The following is a 21,818-nucleotide window of genomic DNA, read 5'->3' on the forward strand; positions in this document are numbered from 1 at the left end:
AGATAGCATGGGAAAATATCAATTAGATGATAAAGGCAAGGCCTTGGTTCAACGATTCCACGAAAAACATTCAAAGGGTGGAGTCAATAAAAAAGACCGAGTAGCTAGCCTTAGAGAACAATTTTTAAACAAGAACAAGAAAAAGTGAGAGTTGCCTCTCGCTTTTCTTATAGCGGGGAGGGGAATATGGAACTACGCAGACCAAGATTGGCAGATAAAGAAACAGTTTTAGAGATGATGGCAGAGTTTGAACAGACTCAATCAGCCCACGATGGCGGATTTTGGGATGCTGAGAATTTTGTTTATGAAGAGTGGTTAGAAGAAAATCTTCAAGCGGAAGCGGGACTCAATATTCCTGAAAACTGGGTTCCTTCTATTCAATTTGTATCATTTGATGATGTAGGTTGTGCTTTAGGGTTTTTGAATCTGCGATTAAGACTGAATGAGGGCTTGCTGAATTATGCTGGCCACATTGGCTACTCTATTCGTCCATCTGAAAGAGGTAAGGATTATGCGAAAGAATCCCTCCGACAAGGTCTACAAGTTGCTAAGGGAAAAAATATTAAACGAGCTTTAGTGACTTGTAGCACGGAAAATCCTGCCAGCCGAGCTGTTATCTTAGCTAACGGTGGTGTCTATGAGGATGTTCGTAATGGAACGGAGCGCTATTGGATAGACTTGGAGTAAAAGCATGACATGGAATACACCAAAACCAGGCGAGTGGAAAAGTGAAGAACTGAGTCAAGGTCGAATCATTGATTACAAGGCTTTTAACTTTGTCGATGGCGAAGGAGTGCGCAATTCCCTTTATGTGGCCGGCTGCATGTTTCACTGTGAGGGCTGTTACAATGTAGCAACCTGGTCCTTTAATGCAGGCATACCTTATACCCCAGAGTTGGAAGAGCAAATCATAGCAGACCTAGCCCAACCCTATGTTCAAGGTTTGACTTTATTAGGAGGAGAACCCTTCCTAAATACAGGAATCCTCTTGCCTCTCGTGAAACGTATACGGAAAGAATTGCCAGAAAAAGATATCTGGTCTTGGACTGGATACACATGGGAAGAAATGATGTTGGAGACACCTGATAAACTGGAGCTCTTGTCAATGATTGATATCTTGGTTGATGGACGGTATGATAAAAGCAAGCGTAATCTCATACTTCAATTCCGTGGCTCTTCCAATCAACGAATTATCGATGTACAAAAATCTATGCAAAGTGGAAAAGTAGTTATTTGGGACAAGCTTAATGATGGGAAGCAAAGCTATGAACAGGTGAAGAGAGAATGAAGAAAAAAGACTTAATAGAAAGACTAGTATCAGAAATAGAGTCCGGAAAAGTAAAAACGCTGGGTATTTACGGTCATGGGGCTTCAGGGAAATCAACCTTCGCTCAGGAATTGTATCAAGCCCTAGATTCTACTACAGTAAATTTGCTAGAAACAGATCCCTATATCACCTCAGAACGTCACCTGGTAGTACCAAAGCAAGCACCTGATCAAAAGGTGACAGCCTGTCTGCCAGTGGCGCATGAACTGGCAAGTTTGCAGAGAGATATTCTCGCCCTGCAGGCGGGTATGGATGTCTTGACAATCGAAGAACCTTGGAAAGCTAGTGAAATCTTGTCTGGTTCTAAACCAATTCTGATAGTCGAAGGGATGTCTGTGGGTTTTCTACCCAAGGAACTCTTTGACAAAACTGTCTGTTTCTACACGAATGAAGAGACAGAATTAAAGAGGCGTCTAGCTCGAGATACGACTGTGAGAAATCGCGATGCGTCCTTTATATTGGCTAGTCAGCAAATGAGACGAGAACAGTATCTGCAATACTATAAAGAAACCGAGTCAAAAGCGGATATCTTGATAAATCAATCAAATGATAAATTTCAGATCAAAACGAATATTATATAGAAGAAAAAATAAAAATTCGCTCTTCATTTATGCTTATTTGAGATAAGGAGCGATAAGAAAACAGTTTCATTCGAAAAATTAAAAAAATCCTGTCAAATCCCTTGCAATCGCAGGGGCTTTGTGTTATTCTATTATGGTGCTGTAAATTACAGCCTTAGCTTTGATGCAAGAGGTTGCGACACGCTCGGTTGCATTGCCACGCAACGCGCGTCGGTTTTCTTGTGGAGCTAGCCTATTATCTTAAATAGACGAAAAGGAGAAAAAGATGGCAAACAAAAAAATCCGTATCCGTTTGAAAGCTTACGAACACCGTACGCTTGACACAGCGGCTGCTAAAATCGTAGAATCAGCTACTCGCACAGGTGCAGAAGTTGCAGGTCCAATCCCACTTCCAACTGAACGTAGCCTCTACACAATTATTCGTGCGACTCACAAATATAAAGACTCTCGCGAACAATTCGAAATGCGTACACACAAACGTTTGATCGATATCATCAACCCAACTCAAAAAACAGTTGACGCTTTGATGAAATTGGATCTTCCAAGTGGTGTAAACGTAGAAATCAAACTTTAATCTAAAGTTTGAAACCTTGAGCATAAAAAACGCTCGTTAAAAACTTTTTGAATAAAAAATATAGAAAAGGAACTATTTTCTCATGACAAAAGGAATCTTAGGGAAAAAAGTGGGAATGACTCAAATCTTCACTGAAGCTGGCGAATTGATCCCTGTAACAGTTATCGAAGCAACTCCAAACGTTGTTCTTCAAGTTAAAACTGTTGAAACAGATGGTTACAACGCTATCCAAGTTGGTTTCGATGACAAACGCGAAGTATTGAGCAACAAACCTGCTAAAGGACATGTAGCAAAAGCTAACACGGCTCCTAAGCGCTTCATTCGTGAATTCAAAAACGTTGAAGGCTTGGAAGTTGGTGCTGAAATCACAGTTGAAACTTTCGCAGCTGGAGACATTGTTGATGTAACTGGTACATCTAAAGGTAAAGGTTTCCAAGGTGTTATCAAACGCCACGGACAATCACGTGGACCTATGGCTCACGGTTCTCGTTACCACCGTCGTCCAGGTTCTATGGGACCTGTTGCACCTAACCGCGTATTCAAAGGTAAAAACCTTGCAGGACGTATGGGTGGCGACCGCGTAACAATTCAAAACCTTGAAGTTGTACAAGTTGTTCCAGAAAAGAACGTTATCCTTATCAAAGGTAACGTACCAGGTGCTAAGAAATCTCTTATCACTATCAAGTCAGCAGTTAAAGCTGGTAAATAATAAGGAAAGGGGAATACAGTCAAAATGGCAAATGTAACATTATTCGACCAAACTGGTAAACAAGCGGGCGAAGTTGTTCTTAACGATGCAATCTTTGGTATCGAACCAAACCAATCTGTTGTGTTTGATGTGATCATCAGCCAACGTGCTAGCCTTCGTCAAGGAACTCACGCAGTTAAAAACCGCTCAGCTGTTTCAGGTGGCGGACGCAAACCATGGCGTCAAAAAGGAACTGGACGTGCTCGTCAAGGTTCTATCCGCTCTCCACAATGGCGTGGTGGTGGAATCGTCTTTGGACCAACTCCACGTAGCTATGCGTACAAACTTCCTCAAAAAGTTCGTCGCCTTGCGCTTAAATCTGTTTACTCAGAGAAAGTTGCTGAAAACAAATTTGTAGCCGTTGATTCTCTTGAATTTACAGCTCCAAAAACTGCTGAATTTGCAAAAGTTCTTGCAGCTTTGAGCATCGATTCTAAAGTCCTTGTTATTCTTGAAGAAGGAAACGAATTCGCAGCTCTCTCAGCTCGTAACCTTCCAAACGTGAAAGTTGCGACTGCTACAACTGCAAGTGTTCTTGACATCGCAAATAGTGACAAACTTCTTGTTACTCAAGCAGCTATCTCTAAAATCGAGGAGGTTCTTGCATAATGAATTTGTATGATGTTATCAAAAAACCTGTTATCACTGAAAGCTCAATGGCTCAACTTGAAGCAGGGAAATATGTATTTGAAGTTGACACTCGTGCACACAAACTTTTGATCAAGCAAGCTGTTGAAGCTGCTTTCGAAGGTGTTAAAGTTGCAAATGTTAACACAATCAACGTAAAACCTAAAGCTAAACGTGTTGGACGTTACACTGGTTTTACTAACAAAACTAAAAAAGCTATCATCACTCTTACAGCTGATTCAAAAGCAATCGAGTTGTTTGCAGCTGATGCTGAATAATCTAAGGAGGAAATATCGTGGGAATTCGTGTTTATAAACCAACAACAAACGGTCGCCGTAATATGACTTCTTTGGATTTCGCTGAAATCACAACAAGCACTCCTGAAAAATCATTGCTTGTTGCATTGAAGAGCAAGGCTGGTCGTAACAACAACGGTCGTATCACAGTTCGTCACCAAGGTGGTGGACACAAACGTTTCTACCGTTTGGTTGACTTTAAACGTAACAAAGACAACGTTGAAGCAGTTGTTAAAACTATCGAGTACGATCCAAACCGTTCTGCAAACATCGCTCTTGTACACTACACTGACGGTGTGAAAGCATACATCATCGCTCCAAAAGGTCTTGAAGTAGGTCAACGTATCGTTTCAGGTCCAGAAGCAGATATCAAAGTCGGAAACGCTCTTCCACTTGCTAACATCCCAGTTGGTACTTTGATCCACAACATCGAATTGAAACCAGGTCGTGGTGGAGAATTGGTACGTGCTGCTGGAGCTTCTGCTCAAGTATTGGGTCAAGAAGGTAAGTACGTTCTTGTTCGTCTTCAATCAGGTGAAGTTCGTATGATTCTTGGAACTTGTCGTGCAACAGTTGGTGTTGTCGGAAACGAACAACATGGACTTGTAAACCTTGGTAAAGCAGGACGTAGCCGTTGGAAAGGTATCCGCCCAACAGTTCGTGGTTCTGTAATGAACCCTAACGATCACCCACACGGTGGTGGTGAAGGTAAAGCACCAGTTGGTCGTAAAGCACCATCAACTCCATGGGGCAAACCTGCTCTTGGTCTTAAAACTCGTAACAAGAAAGCGAAATCTGACAAACTTATCGTTCGTCGTCGCAACGAGAAATAATTTAAAATTAGTCGCTTAAGCGCTAGATAATCCGCCAGCTCGGTAGCGCTCGTTGAGAGCGCAAGCCGCTGTGGTACTATATTTAAAGGAGAAAATATAAAAATGGGACGCAGTCTTAAAAAAGGACCTTTCGTCGATGAGCATTTGATGAAAAAAGTTGAAGCTCAAGCTAACGACGAAAAGAAAAAAGTTATCAAAACTTGGTCACGTCGTTCAACGATCTTCCCAAGTTTCATTGGTTACACTATCGCAGTTTATGATGGACGTAAACACGTACCTGTTTACATCCAAGAAGACATGGTAGGTCACAAGCTTGGTGAATTTGCACCAACTCGTACTTACAAAGGTCACGCCGCAGACGACAAGAAGACACGTAGAAAATAAGGAGAACATAAATGGCAGAAATTACTTCAGCTAAAGCAATGGCTCGCACAGTACGTGTTTCACCTCGTAAATCACGTCTTGTTCTTGACAACATCCGTGGTAAAAGTGTAGCCGATGCAATCGCAATTTTGACATTCACTCCAAACAAAGCTGCTGAAATCATCTTGAAAGTTTTGAACTCAGCTGTAGCTAACGCTGAAAACAACTTTGGTTTGGATAAAGCTAACTTGGTAGTATCTGAAGCATTTGCAAACGAAGGACCAACTATGAAACGTTTCCGTCCACGTGCGAAGGGTTCAGCTTCACCAATCAACAAACGTACAGCTCACATCACTGTAGCTGTTGCAGAAAAATAAGGAGGTAAAATCGTGGGTCAAAAAGTACATCCAATTGGTATGCGTGTCGGCATCATCCGTGATTGGGATGCCAAATGGTATGCTGAAAAAGAATACGCGGATTACCTTCATGAAGATCTTGCAATCCGTAAATTCGTTCAAAAAGAACTTGCTGACGCAGCAGTTTCAACTATTGAAATCGAACGCGCAGTAAACAAAGTTAACGTTTCACTTCACACTGCTAAACCAGGTATGGTTATCGGTAAAGGTGGTGCTAACGTTGATGCACTCCGTGCAAAACTTAACAAATTGACTGGAAAACAAGTACACATCAACATCATCGAAATCAAACAACCTGATTTGGATGCTCACCTTGTTGGTGAAGGAATTGCTCGTCAATTGGAGCAACGTGTTGCTTTCCGTCGTGCACAAAAACAAGCAATCCAACGTGCTATGCGTGCTGGAGCTAAAGGAATTAAAACTCAAGTATCAGGTCGTTTGAACGGTGCAGATATTGCCCGTGCTGAAGGATACTCTGAAGGAACAGTTCCACTTCACACACTTCGCGCAGATATCGATTACGCTTGGGAAGAAGCAGATACTACATACGGTAAACTTGGTGTTAAAGTATGGATCTACCGTGGTGAAGTTCTTCCAGCTCGTAAAAACACTAAAGGAGGTAAATAACCAATGTTAGTACCTAAACGTGTTAAACACCGTCGTGAATTCCGTGGTAAAATGCGCGGTGAAGCTAAAGGTGGGAAAGAAGTAGCATTCGGTGAATACGGTCTTCAAGCTACAACTAGCCACTGGATCACTAACCGCCAAATCGAAGCTGCTCGTATCGCCATGACTCGTTACATGAAACGTGGTGGTAAAGTTTGGATTAAAATCTTCCCACACAAATCTTACACAGCTAAAGCTATCGGGGTTCGTATGGGATCTGGTAAAGGGGCACCTGAAGGTTGGGTAGCACCAGTTAAACGTGGTAAAGTAATGTTTGAAGTTGCTGGTGTATCTGAAGAAGTTGCTCGCGAAGCGCTTCGTCTTGCAAGCCACAAATTGCCAGTTAAATGTAAATTCGTAAAACGTGAAGCAGAATAAGGAGAAGGCATGAAACTTAATGAAGTAAAAGAATTTGTTAAAGAACTTCGTGGTCTTTCTCAAGAAGAACTCGCGAAGCGCGAAAACGAATTGAAAAAAGAATTGTTCGAACTTCGTTTCCAAGCTGCTACTGGTCAATTAGAACAAACAGCTCGCTTGAAAGAAGTTAAAAAACAAATCGCTCGTATCAAAACAGTTCAATCTGAAGCGAAATAATAGACTAGGGAAGGAGAAATTTCAATGGAACGCAATAATCGTAAAGTTCTTGTTGGACGTGTTGTATCTGACAAAATGGACAAGACAATCACAGTTGTAGTTGAAACAAAACGTAACCACCCAGTCTATGGTAAACGTATTAACTACTCTAAAAAATACAAAGCACATGATGAAAACAATGTTGCCAAAGAAGGCGATATCGTACGTATCATGGAAACTCGCCCGCTTTCAGCTACAAAACGTTTCCGTCTTGTAGAAGTTGTTGAAGAAGCGGTAATCATCTAATCAAACCTGAAAGGAGAAAACTGAAATGATTCAAACAGAAACTCGTTTGAAAGTCGCAGACAACAGCGGTGCTCGCGAAATCTTGACTATCAAAGTTCTTGGTGGTTCAGGACGTAAATTTGCAAACATCGGTGATGTTATTGTGGCATCTGTAAAACAAGCTACTCCTGGTGGTGCGGTTAAAAAAGGTGACGTTGTTAAAGCAGTTATCGTTCGTACTAAATCAGGTGCTCGTCGTGCTGATGGTTCATACATCAAATTTGACGAAAACGCAGCAGTTATCATCCGTGACGACAAAACTCCTCGCGGAACACGTATCTTTGGCCCAGTTGCACGTGAATTGCGTGAAGGTGGCTTCATGAAGATCGTGTCACTTGCTCCAGAAGTACTTTAATCAATAAAAACAAACACAGTCCCCTGGCTTAGCCAGGGTGCCCATTGGGCGTAAGAATAAAAGGAGAAAAAAATGTTTGTAAAAAAAGGCGACAAAGTTCGCGTAATCGCTGGTAAAGATAAGGGAACAGAAGCTGTTGTCCTTACTGCCCTTCCAAAAGTAAACAAAGTTATCGTTGAAGGTGTTAACATCGTTAAGAAACACCAACGTCCAACTAACGAACTTCCTCAAGGTGGTATCATCGAGAAGGAAGCAGCTATCCACGTATCAAACGTTCAAGTTTTGGACAAAAATGGTGTAGCTGGTCGTGTTGGTTACAAATTTGTAGACGGTAAAAAAGTTCGCTACAACAAAAAATCAGGCGAAGTGCTTGATTAATCACGAAGGAAAGGAGAAGTATAATGGCAAATCGTTTAAAAGAAAAATATCTTAATGAAGTAGTTCCTGCTTTGACAGAACAATTTAACTACTCATCAGTGATGGCTGTTCCTAAAGTGGATAAGATCGTTTTGAACATGGGTGTTGGTGAAGCAGTATCAAACGCTAAAAGTCTTGAAAAAGCTGCTGAAGAATTGGCGCTTATCTCAGGTCAAAAACCACTTATCACTAAAGCTAAAAAATCTATCGCCGGCTTCCGTCTTCGTGAAGGTGTTGCGATCGGTGCAAAAGTTACCCTTCGTGGTGAACGTATGTACGAATTCTTGGATAAATTGGTTTCAGTATCACTTCCACGTGTACGTGACTTCCACGGTGTTCCAACAAAATCATTTGACGGACGCGGAAACTACACACTTGGTGTGAAAGAGCAATTGATTTTCCCAGAAATCAACTTTGATGACGTTGACAAAACTCGTGGTCTTGACATCGTTATCGTTACTACTGCTAACACTGACGAAGAGTCACGTGCATTGCTTACAGGCCTTGGAATGCCTTTTGCAAAATAATATAGGAGGTATAACTAATGGCTAAAAAATCTATGATTGCTAAGAACAAACGCCCAGCGAAGTTCTCTACTCAAGCATACACTCGCTGTGAACGTTGTGGACGTCCACACTCAGTTTACCGCAAGTTTAAACTTTGCCGTGTTTGCTTCCGTGAATTGGCATATAAAGGTCAAATCCCTGGTGTAACAAAAGCATCTTGGTAATTTAAGATATCAAGGGCGTCAAAACTCTAAGTGAAAATAGGAAATTTGACGAAGAAACTTTAGTTTCTAGGAAAGTTTATCTTTTTCGCGCAGAGTTTAGCCCGGGTTCAGTTGGGCCCGCCAATTTGAACACGAGCTACAGCTTTGGCAAAAAAGACCAATTTTCTTTGGAGCATCGCTCCTGCATCAAATTGCCTATTTTTGCTCTAGCTGTTACGCTCTCTGTATCATGTATTAACTAGCAAGTGCAACTTGCAAACTACTAGTAAGAGGAGAAAAATAAAATGGTTATGACTGACCCAATCGCAGACTTCCTAACTCGTATTCGTAACGCTAACCAAGCAAAACACGAAGTACTTGAAGTGCCTGCATCAAACATCAAAAAAGGGATTGCTGAAATCCTTAAACGCGAAGGTTTTGTTAAGAACGTAGAAATCATCGAAGATGACAAACAAGGCATCATCCGTGTATTCCTTAAATACGGAGCAAACGGTGAACGAGTTATCACTAACTTGAAACGCGTTTCTAAACCAGGACTTCGTGTCTACAAAAAACGTGAAGATCTTCCAAAAGTACTTAACGGCCTTGGAATTGCTATCCTTTCAACTTCAGAAGGTTTGCTTACTGATAAAGAAGCTCGCCAAAAGAATGTTGGTGGGGAAGTTATCGCTTACGTTTGGTAATTGATGATGTGAGAGCGTTAAAAGAATGCAGTGAAAATAGGAAGTTTGTAGCAGGAGCGATGCTCCAAGACAAACTTATCTTTTTCACCAAATTCTTAGCTCGAACTCAAATCAAGATACACAGTTCTTAGAGCGTGTTCAGTTCAGCTCTTGAACTAAACAAGTATCTTAAACCCCGTGAAAACTGGCCTTTATGGCCTGACAATTTAACAGGAGAATAAAAACATGTCACGTATTGGTAATAAAGTTATCGTGTTGCCTGCTGGTGTTGAACTCACTAACAATGACAACGTTGTAACTGTAAAAGGACCTAAAGGAGAACTTACTCGTGAGTTCTCAAAAGATATTGAAATCCGTGTGGAAGGTACTGAAGTAACTCTTCACCGTCCAAACGATTCAAAAGAAATGAAAACTATCCACGGAACTACTCGTGCACTTTTGAACAACATGGTTATTGGTGTTTCAGAAGGATTCAAGAAAGAACTTGAAATGCGTGGGGTTGGTTACCGTGCTCAACTTCAAGGAAACAAACTTGTTTTGGCTGTTGGTAAATCACATCCAGATGAAGTTGAAGCTCCAGCAGGAATTACTTTTGAACTTCCAAACCCAACGACTATCGTTATCAGCGGAATTTCAAAAGAAAAAGTTGGTCAAACAGCTGCTTACGTACGTAGCCTTCGTTCACCAGAACCATACAAAGGTAAAGGTATCCGTTACGTTGGCGAATATGTTCGTCTTAAAGAAGGTAAAACTGGTAAATAATGTTGAGTGGTTGATTTTCAACCACCAACCTCATTACCAACTTTGTGCATAGCACACGATTTAAAATTAAAGAGGTGAAAACTGTGATTTCTAAACCAGATAAAAACAAACTCCGCCAAAAACGCCACCGTCGCGTTCGCGGAAAACTCTCTGGAACTGCTGATCGCCCACGTTTGAACGTATTCCGTTCTAATACAGGCATCTACGCTCAAGTGATTGATGACGTAGCGGGTGTAACGCTCGCAAGTGCTTCAACTCTTGACAAAGAAGTTTCAAAAGGAACTAAAACTGAACAAGCCGTTGCTGTCGGTAAACTCGTTGCAGAACGTGCAAGTGCTAAAGGTATTTCAGAAGTGGTGTTCGACCGCGGTGGATATCTATATCACGGACGTGTGAAAGCTTTGGCTGATGCAGCTCGTGAAAACGGATTGAAATTCTAATAGGAGGACACTAGAAAATGGCATTTAAAGACAATGCAGTAGAACTTGAAGAACGCGTAGTTGCTGTTAACCGTGTTACAAAAGTTGTTAAGGGTGGACGTCGTCTTCGTTTCGCAGCTCTTGTAGTTGTTGGTGACCGCAATGGTCGTGTAGGATTTGGTACTGGTAAAGCTCAAGAAGTTCCAGAAGCAATCCGCAAAGCAGTAGAAGATGCTAAGAAAAACTTGATCGAAGTTCCTATGGTTGGAACAACAATCCCACATGAAGTTCTTTCAGAATTTGGTGGAGCTAAAGTATTGTTGAAACCAGCTGTAGAAGGTTCTGGAGTTGCCGCAGGTGGTGCAGTTCGTGCCGTTGTGGAATTGGCAGGTGTGGCAGATATTACATCTAAATCACTTGGCTCTAACACTCCAATCAACATTGTTCGCGCAACTGTTGAAGGTTTGAAACAATTGAAACGCGCTGAAGAAGTTGCTGCCCTTCGTGGTATTTCAGTTTCTGATTTGGCATAAGAAAGGGGATAAAATGGCTCAAATTAAAATTACTTTGACTAAGTCTCCAATCGGACGCATTCCATCACAACGTAAAACTGTTGTAGCACTTGGACTTGGCAAATTGAACAGCTCTGTTATTAAAGAAGATAATGCTGCTATCCGTGGTATGATCACTGCAGTATCTCACTTGGTAACAGTTGAAGAAGTAAACTAATAAAATTTTAGGGGATGTGCATAAGACCATCCCCTAAAACTAGATATAGTCATCTTAGATGACTCAGTATAGGCGAGTTGATAGGAGAGACAACCTTTTCTCTCTTATCGGCGCTAGCATTTTACAAAAGAGGAGAAAATATATAATGAAACTTCATGAATTGAAACCTGCAGAAGGTTCTCGTAAAACTCGTAACCGTGTTGGTCGTGGTACTTCATCAGGTAACGGCAAAACATCTGGTCGTGGTCAAAAAGGTCAAAAAGCTCGTAGCGGTGGCGGAGTACGCCTTGGTTTCGAAGGTGGACAAACTCCATTGTTCCGTCGTCTTCCAAAACGTGGATTTACTAACATCAACGCTAAAGAATATGCGATTGTTAACCTTGACCAATTGAACGCCTTTGATGATGGTGCTGAAGTAACTCCAGTGGTACTTGTAGAATCAGGAATTGTTAAAGCTGAAAAATCAGGTATCAAGATTCTTGGTAACGGTGAGTTGACTAAGAAGTTGACTGTTAAAGCTGCTAAATTCTCTAAATCAGCTGAAGAAGCTATCACTGCTAAAGGTGGTTCAGTTGAAGTCATCTAAGTGAGGTGACCTATGTTTTTTAAATTATTGAGAGAAGCACTCAAAGTTAAGCAAGTTCGATCAAAGATTTTATTTACAATTTTTATCGTATTTGTTTTTCGTATCGGTACTAGTATTACTGTACCGTGGGTAAATGCAAATAGCTTGAACGCTTTGAGTGGACTATCCTTCTTGAATATGTTGAGCTTGGTGTCAGGGAATGCCATGAAAAACTTTTCAGTTTTTGCTCTTGGAGTTAGCCCTTACATTACAGCCTCAATCGTCGTCCAACTTTTGCAAATGGATTTATTACCAAAGTTTGTGGAGTGGGGCAAACAAGGGGAAGTTGGCCGTAGAAAGTTAAACCAAGCGACTCGATACATTGCACTAGTGCTTGCATTTGTTCAATCAGTCGGTATTACTGCTGGATTTAACGCTCTGTCTGGAGCTAAACTTTTGACTGTACCACTTACACCACAAGTTTTCCTTGTGATTGGAGGGATCTTAACAGCAGGTAGCATGATTGTAACCTGGCTGGGAGAGCAAATCACAGATAAGGGATATGGTAATGGTGTTTCAATGATTATCTTTGCAGGGATTGTTGCTTCAATTCCTGACATGGTTAAGGGCATCTACGTGGACTACTTTGTCAATGTACCAAGTAGTCGATTGACATCGTCTCTCATTTTCGTTGCCATCTTAATCATTGCTGTTTTGTTAATTGTATACTTTACAACTTACGTTGAACAAGCTAAATACAAGATTCCAATTCAGTATACAAAGGTAGCTCAAGGTGCGCCGTCAAGCTCCTATCTTCCATTGAAGATTAACCCTGCTGGGGTTATCCCGGTTATCTTTGCTAGCTCTATTACAGCAGCACCGGCAGCAATTTTACAATTCGTAAGTGCGTCTGGCCTTAATTGGGAATGGGTAAAAACAGCTCAAGAGTTGGTATCTACTTCAACCCCAACAGGTGTTGCTTTGTATGCTCTGTTGATTATTCTCTTTACATTCTTCTATACATTTGTACAGATCAATCCAGAGAAAGCAGCAGAAAATTTACAAAAGAGTGGAGCTTATATCCATGGTGTCCGTCCTGGTAAAGGGACAGAAGAATATATGTCAAAACTTCTTCGTCGTCTCGCAACAGTCGGATCAATCTTCCTAGGTGTGATTTCTATCTTACCTATTGTAGCTAAAGATTTATTTGGTCTTTCAGAAGTTGTCGCTTTTGGGGGAACAAGTTTGCTAATCATTATCTCTACAGGTATCGAAGGAATTAAACAATTGGAAGGTTATCTATTGAAACGTAAGTATGTTGGTTTCTTAGATACAACAGAATAATTGTAATAGAAAATAAAATTCACTATTGCTCAGAGAGTGGAGTGTAAAAATCAAAGACATTGTCAGATTTTTATCTCCTCTCTTCTATTTTGTTTTTAAATAGGAGTTGAAATGAATTTTTGCTTCTATTTAAATACAAAAAAGGAGTTTGAATCATGAATCTTTTGATTATGGGTTTACCTGGTGCAGGTAAAGGGACACAAGCAGCGAAAATTGTTGAACAGTTTCACGTTGCCCACATCTCAACAGGTGACATGTTCCGTGCAGCAATGGCTAACCAAACTGAAATGGGTGTATTAGCTAAGTCTTATATCGATAAAGGCGAATTGGTTCCAGATGAAGTTACAAATGGAATTGTTAAAGAACGTCTTTCTCAAGATGATATTAAAGAAACTGGTTTCTTGTTGGATGGATACCCACGTACAATTGAGCAAGCTCATGCCTTAGATAAAACATTGGCTGAACTTGGAATTAAACTTGAAGGTGTTATCAACATCGAAGTAGATCCATCTTGCCTACTTGAACGTTTGAGTGGTCGTATCATTCACCGTGAAACTGGCGAAACTTTCCATAAAGTATTCAACCCACCAGTTGATTACAAAGAGGAAGATTACTACCAACGTGAGGATGATAAACCTGAGACAGTAAAACGTCGTTTGGATGTCAATATCGCTCAAGGTGAACCAATCATTGCTCACTATCGTGCTAAAGGTCTAGTACATGATATCGAAGGCAACCAAGATATCAATGATGTCTTTAAAGATATCGAAAAGGTATTGACAAATTTGAAATAAAAGCGTTTTTCAGGCTTGCAAAATGTCTTGACAAATGTTATACTGAGTTAGTCTGACTTATAATTGTTGTCTCTGTGTCTAGAGGCATCAAATCGAAATTTAGGGAGGTACTTTTGCGTGGCAAAAGACGATGTGATTGAAGTTGAAGGCAAAGTAGTCGATACGATGCCGAATGCAATGTTTACGGTTGAACTTGAAAATGGACATCAGATTTTAGCAACAGTTTCTGGTAAAATTCGTAAAAACTATATTCGTATTTTAGCGGGAGATCGTGTTACTGTTGAAATGAGTCCATATGACTTGACACGTGGACGTATCACTTACCGCTTTAAATAATCGAAAAACTTGGAGGGATAAGAAATGAAAGTAAGACCATCGGTCAAACCAATTTGCGAATACTGTAAAGTAATTCGTCGTAATGGTCGTGTTATGGTAATTTGCCCAGCAAATCCAAAACACAAACAACGTCAAGGATAAGATAGAAAGGAGAAAACATGGCTCGTATTGCTGGAGTTGATATTCCAAATGACAAACGCGTAGTTATCTCATTGACTTATGTCTATGGTATCGGACTTGCAACATCTCAAAAGATTTTGGCAGCTGCTGGAGTTTCAGAAGATATTCGTGTTCGTGACCTTACATCAGATCAAGAAGATGCTATCCGTCGTGAAGTGGATGCAATTAAAGTTGAAGGTGACCTTCGTCGTGAAGTGAACTTGAACATCAAACGTTTGATGGAAATCGGTTCATACCGTGGTATCCGTCACCGTCGTGGACTTCCTGTCCGTGGACAAAATACTAAAAACAACGCTCGCACTCGTAAAGGTAAAGCTGTTGCGATTGCTGGTAAGAAAAAATAATATAGGAGGTAAAAGTCTTGGCTAAACCAACACGTAAACGTCGTGTGAAAAAGAATATCGAATCTGGTATTGCTCATATTCACGCTACATTTAATAACACTATTGTTATGATTACTGATGTGCATGGTAATGCAATCGCTTGGTCATCAGCTGGTGCTCTTGGTTTCAAAGGTTCTCGTAAATCTACACCATTTGCTGCTCAAATGGCTTCAGAAGCTGCTGCTAAATCTGCACAAGAACACGGTCTTAAATCAGTTGAAGTTACTGTAAAAGGTCCAGGTTCTGGTCGTGAGTCAGCTATTCGTGCTCTTGCTGCCGCTGGTCTTGAAGTAACAGCAATTCGTGATGTGACTCCAGTGCCACACAATGGTGCTCGTCCTCCAAAACGTCGCCGTGTATAATCATTACCTTTACACTGCTTTTCGTTTAAGAGGGAGTAACTAAATGATCGAGTTTGAAAAACCAAATATAACAAAAATTGATGAAAATAAAGATTATGGCAAGTTTGTAATCGAACCACTAGAACGTGGATACGGTACAACACTTGGTAACTCTCTTCGTCGTGTACTTCTTGCTTCTCTTCCAGGAGCAGCTGTTACATCTATCGATATCGATGGAGTATTACATGAATTTGATACAATTCCTGGTGTTCGCGAAGACGTGATGCAAATCATTCTGAACATTAAAGGTATTGCAGTTAAATCATATGTAAAAGACGAAAAGACTATTGAACTTGATGTTGAAGGTCCTGCTGAAGTGACAGCCGGAGATATTTTAACTGATAGTGATATTGAAATCGTAAATCCAGATCATTATCTTTTTACAATCGGAGAAGGTGCTTCATTTAAAGCAACTATGACTGTAAACACTGGTCGTGGTTATGTACCTGCAGATGAAAATAAAAAAGATAATGCCCCAGTTGGAACACTTGCTGTAGATTCTATTTATACACCAGTTACAAAAGTTAACTATCAAGTTGAACCTGCTCGTGTAGGAAGCAATGATGGTTTCGACAAATTAACCCTTGAAATCTTGACAAATGGAACGATTATTCCAGAAGATGCTTTAGGGCTTTCAGCACGTATTTTGACAGAACATCTTGATTTGTTTACAAATCTTACAGAGATTGCTAAATCTGCAGAAGTGATGAAAGAAGCTGATACTGAATCGGACGACCGTATTTTGGAACGTACGATTGAGGAACTTGACTTGTCTGTACGCTCATATAACTGTTTGAAACGTGCTGGTATCAATACTGTGCATGATTTGACAGAAAAATCTGAAGCAGAGATGATGAAAGTAAGAAATCTTGGACGCAAGAGTTTGGAAGAAGTGAAACTCAAACTCATTGATTTGGGTCTTGGATTAAAAGATAAATAAAGGAGGAATACATGGCTTACCGTAAACTAGGACGCACTAGCTCACAACGTAAAGCAATGCTTCGCGATTTGACAACTGACCTTTTGATCAACGAATCAATCGTGACAACTGAAGCTCGTGCTAAAGAAATCCGTAAAACTGTTGAAAAAATGATTACTCTAGGTAAACGTGGTGATTTGCATGCACGTCGTCAAGCTGCTGCTTTCGTACGTAATGAAATCGCATCTGAAAACTATGATGAAGCAACTGATAAGTACACTTCTACTACAGCACTTCAAAAATTGTTCTCAGAAATCGCACCTCGTTACGCAGAACGTAACGGTGGATACACTCGTATCCTTAAAACTGAACCACGTCGTGGTGATGCAGCGCCAATGGCGATCATCGAATTAGTATAAAATCATCAATTTTGTTGAGTGTTATGATGATGGAGCCCTGTGCTCTTAGTCTAGCTCTGGTCTACCGCTAGGACTTTTGTCCTAGCGGGAACACTCATCATAAGATGGTAGGGTAGACGCTTGTTTACGAAATTGTTTTTCTTTTAAGAACAATTTCGTAAGCAGGCGTTTTTTAGTTTTTTTGAAGTAAATGTGCTATACTGAGAAAAAAGAAAAATATAGATATGGTTATTTTCTATGATTTCAAAGATGGAGGACCAATATGAAAGCTATTATAACTGTTGTTGGAAAAGATAAGGGTGGTATTGTTGCAGGTGTTGCGACTAAGATTGCTGAATTAGGATTAAATATTGATGATATTTCACAAACTGTCTTGGATGAGTTTTTTACCATGATGGCTGTAGTATCCAGTGATGAAAAACATGATTTTACTCAACTAAGAAATGAGTTTGAAGCCTTTGGCCAGACATTGAATGTCAAAATCAATATTCAGAGCGCAGCTATTTTCGATGCTATGTACAATATCTAGGAGGTGCTTATGGATATTAGACAAGTTACCGAAACTATTGCAATGATTGAAGAGCAGAATTTTGATATTCGTACCATTACCATGGGAATTTCTCTTCTTGATTGTATTGATCCAGATATTGATAAGGCTGCAGATAAAATATATGAAAAAGTTACGACTAAGGCGGCGAATTTAGTGGCAGTCGGTGATGAAATTGCTGCTGAGTTAGGTATACCTATTGTCAATAAACGTGTATCAGTAACACCGATTTCTCTAATTGGTGCGGCTACAAATGCAAGGGACTATGTACCATTAGCCAAAGCTTTAGATAGAGCAGCAAAAGAAATTGGCGTAGATTTTATTGGTGGTTTTTCTGCTTTGGTACAGAAAGGCTATCAAAAAGGAGATGAAATACTCATCAATTCGATTCCACGTGCTTTAGCTGAAACTGATAAAGTTTGCTCTTCAGTAAATATTGGTTCAACAAAGTCAGGAATCAACATGACTGCTGTAGCTGATATGGGTCGAATTATCAAGGAGACAGCTGAGCTTTCAGATATGGGTGCTGCAAAACTTGTCGTTTTTGCCAATGCAGTTGAAGACAATCCTTTTATGGCCGGAGCCTTTCATGGTGTTGGTGAAGCTGATGTTATTATCAATGTAGGTGTTTCGGGGCCCGGTGTTGTCAAACGTGCTTTAGAAAAAGTTCGCGGTCAAAGCTTTGATGTAGTTGCTGAAACTGTTAAAAAGACAGCCTTCAAGATTACTCGGATTGGTCAATTAGTTGGCCAGATGGCTAGTGAAAGACTAGGTGTTGATTTTGGGATTGTTGATTTGAGTTTAGCACCTACTCCTGCAGTGGGGGATTCAGTAGCTCGGGTCCTGGAAGAAATGGGACTGGAAACAGTTGGGACTCATGGGACGACTGCAGCTTTAGCTCTTTTAAATGACCAAGTAAAAAAAGGCGGAGTAATGGCTTGCAACCAAGTCGGTGGTCTGTCAGGTGCTTTCATCCCAGTTTCAGAAGATGAGGGTATGATAGCAGCAGTGCAAAATGGTTCCCTAAATCTTGAGAAATTAGAAGCCATGACTGCTATCTGTTCAGTTGGATTGGATATGATTGCCATTCCAGCTGATACCCCGGCAGAAACGATTGCGGCTATGATTGCGGATGAGGCAGCAATTGGTGTTATTAATATGAAAACCACAGCTGTCCGTATCATTCCAAAGGGTAAAGAAGGCGATATGATTGAGTTTGGTGGCTTGTTAGGAACTGCCCCAGTTATGAAAGTCAATGGAGCTTCTTCGGCTGATTTCATCGCTCGTGGAGGACAGATTCCAGCTCCAATTCATAGTTTTAAAAATTAATAAAAAAATAAAATGATTTAAGTTCAATTTAAGGATAGGTGTGTATACTCTAATCATTAAATAAAGACCTCCTAACTTTATTTAATAGAAATCCTAAACTTTTTCATAATAATCTCCTACAAAAGTCGCTCGTAAGAGTGGCTTTTGTTTTGTATTCTTTAAAAAACTAGTAAAATTTCATTGATTCTGGTCAAATTTTTTAAGAATGGCGACTTTTTTCGAAGTCAAACCAGTCTAAAACCTTGCCATGATTGGCTTTTTGAAAAATTATGGTATAATAGTAGTAGTTTTATTAGATGGAGTAGAATTTTTGAGAAAAAGCTTTCGTGTAAAAAAAGAGAAAGATTTCGACGCCATATTTAAAAAGGGAGCAAGTGTAGCTAATCGAAAATTTGTTATTTATCGATTAGAAAACAATGAAACACATTTTCGAGTAGGTTTATCAGTCAGTAAAAAATTAGGAAATGCTGTGACAAGAAACCAAATCAAGAGAAGAATCCGGCATGTTCTCATTCAAAATAGTAATCAACTTGTTGATAATGTTGATTTTGTTGTGATTGCTCGAAAAGGCGTTGAACTATTAGAATATGCAGAAATTGAAAAAAACTTACTTCATGTTTTGAGATTAGCAAAAATTTACCAGGAAGGAAATAAGAGTGAAGAAGAAATTACAATTGACTAGTTTGTTAGGTTTGTCCTTGTTGGTAATGACTGCTTGTGCAACTAGTGAAGTGTCTGCAGATTCTGCAGACTTTTGGAGTAAACTTGTTTATTTTTTTGCTGAAATTATTCGATTTTTGTCATTTGATGTCAGCATTGGTTTAGGGATTATTCTTTTCACGGTTTTGATTAGAACAATACTGTTACCAGTCTTTCAAACACAAATGATAGCTTCCAGAAAAATGCAAGAGGCGCAACCTCTTATCAAAGAATTGCGCGAACGTTATCCAGGTCGCGACATGGAAAGTCGTACTAAGCTAGATCAGGAAACACGTAAATTATTTAAAGAATTAGGCATTAAGCAATCCGCATCCTTCTGGCCGCTTTTAATTCAAATGCCAATTCTATTGGCTCTTTTCCAAGCTTTATCAAACGTAGATTTTTTGAAGACAGGCCACTTCTTATGGTTCAATCTAGGTGGAGCTGATACCACTTTCGTACTACCTATTTTAGCTGCCCTATTCACCTTCCTCAGTAGCTGGCTTTCAAATAAAGCTTTGCCTGAGAAAAATGGTGCAATGACAGGTATGATGTATGGGATGCCTGTTATAATCTTCTTTTTTGCAATATCTGCTCCAAGTGGTGTCGCTCTTTACTGGGCGGTTTCAAATGCTTATCAAGTATTGCAAACTTACCTTTTGAACAACCCCTTCAAAATCATTGCAGAGCGTGAAGCAGATGTGCAAGCTAAGAAGGATTTAGAAGTTAAGAAAAGAAAAGCTCTAAAGAAAGCACAGAAAAAGAAAAAGTAAGGAGAAATCTGATAATGGTATTATTTACAGGTTCAACAGTTGAAGAAGCAATCCAAAAGGGATTGAATGAATTAAATATTCCGAGAATGAAAGCTCATATCAAAGTTGTTTCGAGAGAGAAAAAGGGATTTTTTGGACTTTTTGGTACAAAACCAGCTCAAGTTGATATCGAAGCAATCAGTGAAACAACTGTTGTAAAAGCGAATCAGCAGGCAATCAAGGGAGTTCCAAAAGAAATTAATGATCAAAATGATCCAGTTAAAACAGTCAGTGAAGCAACAGTTGATTTGGGACATGTAGTTGCTGCTATCAAGAAAATTGAAGAAGAAGGCCAAGAAATCTCTGAAGAAGTCAAGGCTGAAATTCTTAAGAATGATAAAGAAGCCAGCACGATTTTAGAAGAAACAGGCCATATTGAAGTTTTAAAAGAATTGCAACCTGAAGAAATTCAAGATGAAGTTGAGCCTGAAAAAGGCAGCGACTTAGAAAATCTTGGTTTGAAAGTCGAGCCAACATACGACACCGAAAAGGTTGTTGAAGAAGTAACCAATTATGTTCAAGCAATCATTGATGATATGGATGTTGAGGGAACTATTTCTAGCACCTCTAACCGTCGCTCTATCAACATGCAAATTGATACAAATGAGCCAGGCCGTATCATTGGTTACCATGGTAAGGTTTTGAAATCCCTTCAACTTTTGGCACAAAATTACCTCTACAATCGTTATTCAAAAACTTTCTACATTACTATCAACGTGAATGATTATGTAGAACATCGTGCAGAAGTGTTGCAGAGCTATGCCCAGAAATTAGCTACACGTGTCTTGGAAGAAGGCCGTAGTCAGATGACAGATCCAATGTCAAGCAGTGAGCGTAAAATTATCCATCGTATCATCTCACGAATGGAAGGTGTTACCAGCTACTCTGAAGGTGACGAACCAAATCGTTATGTTGTCGTAGATACAGAATAAGTAAAATCAGGGTTATCCTGATTTTTTGCTAGCTGGAGGAGATTAAATTAATGTTGAATAAGATAAGAGACTATCTAGACTTTGCTGGTTTACAGTATCGTAATCCTGATAAAGCGGGAGAAGAACGAGAGAAAATGATGACATTTCGCAACAAAGGTCAAGAGGCCAGAAAAGCTTTTACAGAGCTAGCCAAAGCCTTTCAAGCAAGTCATCCAGAATGGCAACTCCAACAGACTAGCCAGTGGATGAACCAAGCGCAGAGATTACGACCACATTTCTGGGTTTATTTACAGAGAGAGGGGCATGTAACAGAGCCCATGATGGCTCTTCGTTTATATGGAAATCAAAATAATTGGGGAATCTCTATAGAAGTCAGCTTTATAGAGAGAAAGAAAGATGAGGCTACCTTGTCAAAGCAGGCTAAAATATTGGATGTCCCAGTGGTTGATGGAATCTATTATTGGGTTCAGAAAAACGATGAAAGCTATAGAGTACAAGCTACTGAGGAGAATAGACAACTTTTAAGACAACAATTATCCAATCAGGAGATTCGTAAGGTTTTAGTAAAAGTTGATATTCCAGTAGCCGATGAAGATACTATAGATAAGCTTCTAGATAAACTTGATAGAGGTTTTGAAAAACTATCATCTTACTATCAAGTGACTAGAGATTAGTATAATCGGCTGAGCCATTTTATAGTAAATTGTTTTATTG

General features: G+C 39.9%; 39 protein-coding genes. All 39 read left to right on the top strand.

The features are described 5' to 3' along the window. Positions 1-7 precede the first annotated feature (7 nt). The 39 genes from HMPREF2957_RS09145 to HMPREF2957_RS04910 all read left to right on the top strand — a co-directional run bounded on the left by HMPREF2957_RS09145 (position 8) and on the right by HMPREF2957_RS04910 (position 21,778). Complete coding sequence (locus HMPREF2957_RS09145; RefSeq protein ID WP_000521611.1) at positions 8-148, top strand: hypothetical protein; 141 nt, start codon at positions 8-10, stop codon at positions 146-148. Between the two features lie 38 nt (positions 149-186). Further along, positions 187-687, top strand: coding sequence for a GNAT family N-acetyltransferase (locus tag HMPREF2957_RS04730; RefSeq protein ID WP_070677846.1), 501 nt, complete (start codon positions 187-189; stop codon positions 685-687). 4 nt (positions 688-691) lie between these two features. Further along, positions 692-1,288 carry an anaerobic ribonucleoside-triphosphate reductase activating protein gene (nrdG, locus tag HMPREF2957_RS04735; RefSeq protein WP_070677848.1) on the top strand — a complete coding sequence of 199 codons (597 nt, stop codon included), beginning with the start codon at positions 692-694 and terminating at the stop codon, positions 1,286-1,288. Continuing rightward, positions 1,285-1,908: a uridine kinase family protein gene (locus HMPREF2957_RS04740; RefSeq protein WP_004251086.1), complete on the top strand. Its 624-nt coding sequence runs from the start codon at positions 1,285-1,287 to the stop codon at positions 1,906-1,908. The genes nrdG and HMPREF2957_RS04740 overlap by 4 nt, the downstream gene beginning before the upstream one ends. 265 nt (positions 1,909-2,173) lie before the next feature. Next, positions 2,174-2,482, top strand: a complete 309-nt coding sequence (gene rpsJ / locus HMPREF2957_RS04745; RefSeq protein ID WP_001284511.1) for a 30S ribosomal protein S10 — start codon at positions 2,174-2,176, stop codon at positions 2,480-2,482. Positions 2,483-2,564: 82 nt separating this feature from the next. Continuing rightward, on the top strand, positions 2,565-3,191 hold the full coding sequence (gene rplC, locus HMPREF2957_RS04750) for a 50S ribosomal protein L3 (RefSeq protein ID WP_004251088.1): 627 nt from the start codon (positions 2,565-2,567) through the stop codon (positions 3,189-3,191). A 24-nt stretch (positions 3,192-3,215) separates the two neighbouring features. Continuing rightward, positions 3,216-3,839, top strand: a complete 624-nt coding sequence (gene rplD / locus HMPREF2957_RS04755; RefSeq protein WP_000024549.1) for a 50S ribosomal protein L4 — start codon at positions 3,216-3,218, stop codon at positions 3,837-3,839. Continuing rightward, entirely contained in the window at positions 3,839-4,135 is a 297-nt protein-coding gene (locus HMPREF2957_RS04760) for a 50S ribosomal protein L23 (RefSeq protein WP_070677850.1), read from the top strand. Before rplD ends, HMPREF2957_RS04760 begins: the two co-directional genes overlap by 1 nt. A 17-nt stretch (positions 4,136-4,152) precedes the next feature. Beyond that, the gene (gene rplB / locus HMPREF2957_RS04765; protein WP_000512910.1) at positions 4,153-4,986 is read left to right on the top strand and encodes a 50S ribosomal protein L2; all 834 of its coding nucleotides are present in this window, start codon (positions 4,153-4,155) and stop codon (positions 4,984-4,986) included. A gap of 102 nt (positions 4,987-5,088) precedes the next feature. Next, positions 5,089-5,370 carry a 30S ribosomal protein S19 gene (gene rpsS / locus HMPREF2957_RS04770; protein ID WP_000533766.1) on the top strand — a complete coding sequence of 94 codons (282 nt, stop codon included), beginning with the start codon at positions 5,089-5,091 and terminating at the stop codon, positions 5,368-5,370. A gap of 11 nt (positions 5,371-5,381) precedes the next feature. After that, positions 5,382-5,726, top strand: coding sequence for a 50S ribosomal protein L22 (rplV, locus tag HMPREF2957_RS04775; protein ID WP_000818137.1), 345 nt, complete (start codon positions 5,382-5,384; stop codon positions 5,724-5,726). Between the two features lie 12 nt (positions 5,727-5,738). Next, positions 5,739-6,392: a 30S ribosomal protein S3 gene (gene rpsC / locus HMPREF2957_RS04780; protein WP_000529936.1), complete on the top strand. Its 654-nt coding sequence runs from the start codon at positions 5,739-5,741 to the stop codon at positions 6,390-6,392. 3 nt (positions 6,393-6,395) lie between these two features. Beyond that, complete coding sequence (gene rplP, locus HMPREF2957_RS04785; RefSeq protein ID WP_002928793.1) at positions 6,396-6,809, top strand: 50S ribosomal protein L16; 414 nt, start codon at positions 6,396-6,398, stop codon at positions 6,807-6,809. Positions 6,810-6,818: 9 nt separating this feature from the next. Beyond that, positions 6,819-7,025, top strand: coding sequence for a 50S ribosomal protein L29 (rpmC, locus tag HMPREF2957_RS04790; RefSeq protein ID WP_000772918.1), 207 nt, complete (start codon positions 6,819-6,821; stop codon positions 7,023-7,025). Positions 7,026-7,049: 24 nt separating this feature from the next. Then, complete coding sequence (gene rpsQ, locus HMPREF2957_RS04795) at positions 7,050-7,310, top strand: 30S ribosomal protein S17 (protein WP_000440801.1); 261 nt, start codon at positions 7,050-7,052, stop codon at positions 7,308-7,310. Between the two features lie 25 nt (positions 7,311-7,335). Next, positions 7,336-7,704: a 50S ribosomal protein L14 gene (rplN, locus tag HMPREF2957_RS04800; RefSeq protein WP_002928796.1), complete on the top strand. Its 369-nt coding sequence runs from the start codon at positions 7,336-7,338 to the stop codon at positions 7,702-7,704. 72 nt (positions 7,705-7,776) lie between these two features. After that, entirely contained in the window at positions 7,777-8,082 is a 306-nt protein-coding gene (gene rplX, locus HMPREF2957_RS04805) for a 50S ribosomal protein L24 (protein ID WP_000497691.1), read from the top strand. 23 nt (positions 8,083-8,105) lie between these two features. Then, positions 8,106-8,648, top strand: coding sequence for a 50S ribosomal protein L5 (gene rplE / locus HMPREF2957_RS04810; RefSeq protein ID WP_000013542.1), 543 nt, complete (start codon positions 8,106-8,108; stop codon positions 8,646-8,648). Between the two features lie 17 nt (positions 8,649-8,665). Next, complete coding sequence (locus HMPREF2957_RS04815) at positions 8,666-8,851, top strand: type Z 30S ribosomal protein S14 (protein WP_001085699.1); 186 nt, start codon at positions 8,666-8,668, stop codon at positions 8,849-8,851. Between the two features lie 284 nt (positions 8,852-9,135). Continuing rightward, on the top strand, positions 9,136-9,534 hold the full coding sequence (gene rpsH / locus HMPREF2957_RS04820) for a 30S ribosomal protein S8 (RefSeq protein ID WP_004251095.1): 399 nt from the start codon (positions 9,136-9,138) through the stop codon (positions 9,532-9,534). A gap of 225 nt (positions 9,535-9,759) precedes the next feature. Continuing rightward, positions 9,760-10,296: a 50S ribosomal protein L6 gene (rplF, locus tag HMPREF2957_RS04825; protein WP_004251096.1), complete on the top strand. Its 537-nt coding sequence runs from the start codon at positions 9,760-9,762 to the stop codon at positions 10,294-10,296. A gap of 83 nt (positions 10,297-10,379) precedes the next feature. Next, entirely contained in the window at positions 10,380-10,736 is a 357-nt protein-coding gene (gene rplR / locus HMPREF2957_RS04830) for a 50S ribosomal protein L18 (RefSeq protein WP_004251098.1), read from the top strand. Between the two features lie 17 nt (positions 10,737-10,753). Beyond that, positions 10,754-11,248, top strand: a complete 495-nt coding sequence (rpsE, locus tag HMPREF2957_RS04835) for a 30S ribosomal protein S5 (RefSeq protein ID WP_004251100.1) — start codon at positions 10,754-10,756, stop codon at positions 11,246-11,248. Positions 11,249-11,261: 13 nt separating this feature from the next. Then, entirely contained in the window at positions 11,262-11,444 is a 183-nt protein-coding gene (rpmD, locus tag HMPREF2957_RS04840; RefSeq protein WP_000057241.1) for a 50S ribosomal protein L30, read from the top strand. A gap of 145 nt (positions 11,445-11,589) precedes the next feature. Then, a complete protein-coding gene (gene rplO / locus HMPREF2957_RS04845; protein ID WP_006154715.1) occupies positions 11,590-12,030 on the top strand; it encodes a 50S ribosomal protein L15 in 441 nt (146 codons plus the stop codon). Between the two features lie 12 nt (positions 12,031-12,042). Further along, on the top strand, positions 12,043-13,353 hold the full coding sequence (gene secY, locus HMPREF2957_RS04850; protein ID WP_004251112.1) for a preprotein translocase subunit SecY: 1,311 nt from the start codon (positions 12,043-12,045) through the stop codon (positions 13,351-13,353). A gap of 155 nt (positions 13,354-13,508) precedes the next feature. Next, positions 13,509-14,147, top strand: a complete 639-nt coding sequence (locus HMPREF2957_RS04855) for an adenylate kinase (RefSeq protein WP_004251114.1) — start codon at positions 13,509-13,511, stop codon at positions 14,145-14,147. Between the two features lie 117 nt (positions 14,148-14,264). After that, positions 14,265-14,483 carry a translation initiation factor IF-1 gene (infA, locus tag HMPREF2957_RS04860; protein WP_001029883.1) on the top strand — a complete coding sequence of 73 codons (219 nt, stop codon included), beginning with the start codon at positions 14,265-14,267 and terminating at the stop codon, positions 14,481-14,483. A gap of 24 nt (positions 14,484-14,507) precedes the next feature. Next, positions 14,508-14,624 (top strand): 50S ribosomal protein L36, encoded by a 117-nt coding sequence (rpmJ, locus tag HMPREF2957_RS08905; protein ID WP_001808836.1) that lies wholly within the window; start codon positions 14,508-14,510, stop codon positions 14,622-14,624. Between the two features lie 17 nt (positions 14,625-14,641). After that, positions 14,642-15,007 (top strand): 30S ribosomal protein S13, encoded by a 366-nt coding sequence (rpsM, locus tag HMPREF2957_RS04865; RefSeq protein WP_004251117.1) that lies wholly within the window; start codon positions 14,642-14,644, stop codon positions 15,005-15,007. A 17-nt stretch (positions 15,008-15,024) separates the two neighbouring features. Then, positions 15,025-15,408 (top strand): 30S ribosomal protein S11, encoded by a 384-nt coding sequence (rpsK, locus tag HMPREF2957_RS04870; RefSeq protein WP_001118385.1) that lies wholly within the window; start codon positions 15,025-15,027, stop codon positions 15,406-15,408. A gap of 43 nt (positions 15,409-15,451) precedes the next feature. Further along, positions 15,452-16,387 (top strand): DNA-directed RNA polymerase subunit alpha, encoded by a 936-nt coding sequence (locus tag HMPREF2957_RS04875; RefSeq protein ID WP_004251121.1) that lies wholly within the window; start codon positions 15,452-15,454, stop codon positions 16,385-16,387. 11 nt (positions 16,388-16,398) lie between these two features. Continuing rightward, a complete protein-coding gene (gene rplQ / locus HMPREF2957_RS04880; RefSeq protein WP_000331493.1) occupies positions 16,399-16,785 on the top strand; it encodes a 50S ribosomal protein L17 in 387 nt (128 codons plus the stop codon). A gap of 262 nt (positions 16,786-17,047) precedes the next feature. Beyond that, on the top strand, positions 17,048-17,314 hold the full coding sequence (locus HMPREF2957_RS04885; RefSeq protein ID WP_006149010.1) for an ACT domain-containing protein: 267 nt from the start codon (positions 17,048-17,050) through the stop codon (positions 17,312-17,314). A gap of 9 nt (positions 17,315-17,323) precedes the next feature. Further along, complete coding sequence (locus HMPREF2957_RS04890) at positions 17,324-18,661, top strand: PFL family protein (protein ID WP_049494408.1); 1,338 nt, start codon at positions 17,324-17,326, stop codon at positions 18,659-18,661. Between the two features lie 310 nt (positions 18,662-18,971). Further along, positions 18,972-19,343 carry a ribonuclease P protein component gene (gene rnpA, locus HMPREF2957_RS04895; RefSeq protein WP_025169334.1) on the top strand — a complete coding sequence of 124 codons (372 nt, stop codon included), beginning with the start codon at positions 18,972-18,974 and terminating at the stop codon, positions 19,341-19,343. Then, positions 19,318-20,133 (top strand): YidC/Oxa1 family membrane protein insertase, encoded by an 816-nt coding sequence (locus HMPREF2957_RS04900; RefSeq protein ID WP_070677852.1) that lies wholly within the window; start codon positions 19,318-19,320, stop codon positions 20,131-20,133. Before rnpA ends, HMPREF2957_RS04900 begins: the two co-directional genes overlap by 26 nt. Before the next feature lie 14 nt (positions 20,134-20,147). After that, the gene (gene jag, locus HMPREF2957_RS04905; RefSeq protein ID WP_070677854.1) at positions 20,148-21,104 is read left to right on the top strand and encodes an RNA-binding cell elongation regulator Jag/EloR; all 957 of its coding nucleotides are present in this window, start codon (positions 20,148-20,150) and stop codon (positions 21,102-21,104) included. A 50-nt stretch (positions 21,105-21,154) separates the two neighbouring features. Further along, the gene (locus HMPREF2957_RS04910; protein ID WP_070677856.1) at positions 21,155-21,778 is read left to right on the top strand and encodes a ribonuclease P; all 624 of its coding nucleotides are present in this window, start codon (positions 21,155-21,157) and stop codon (positions 21,776-21,778) included. Positions 21,779-21,818: the final 40 nt, after the last annotated feature.

Source organism: Streptococcus sp. HMSC062D07 (assembly GCF_001814215.1).
Lineage (GTDB): Bacteria > Bacillota > Bacilli > Lactobacillales > Streptococcaceae > Streptococcus > Streptococcus infantis_I.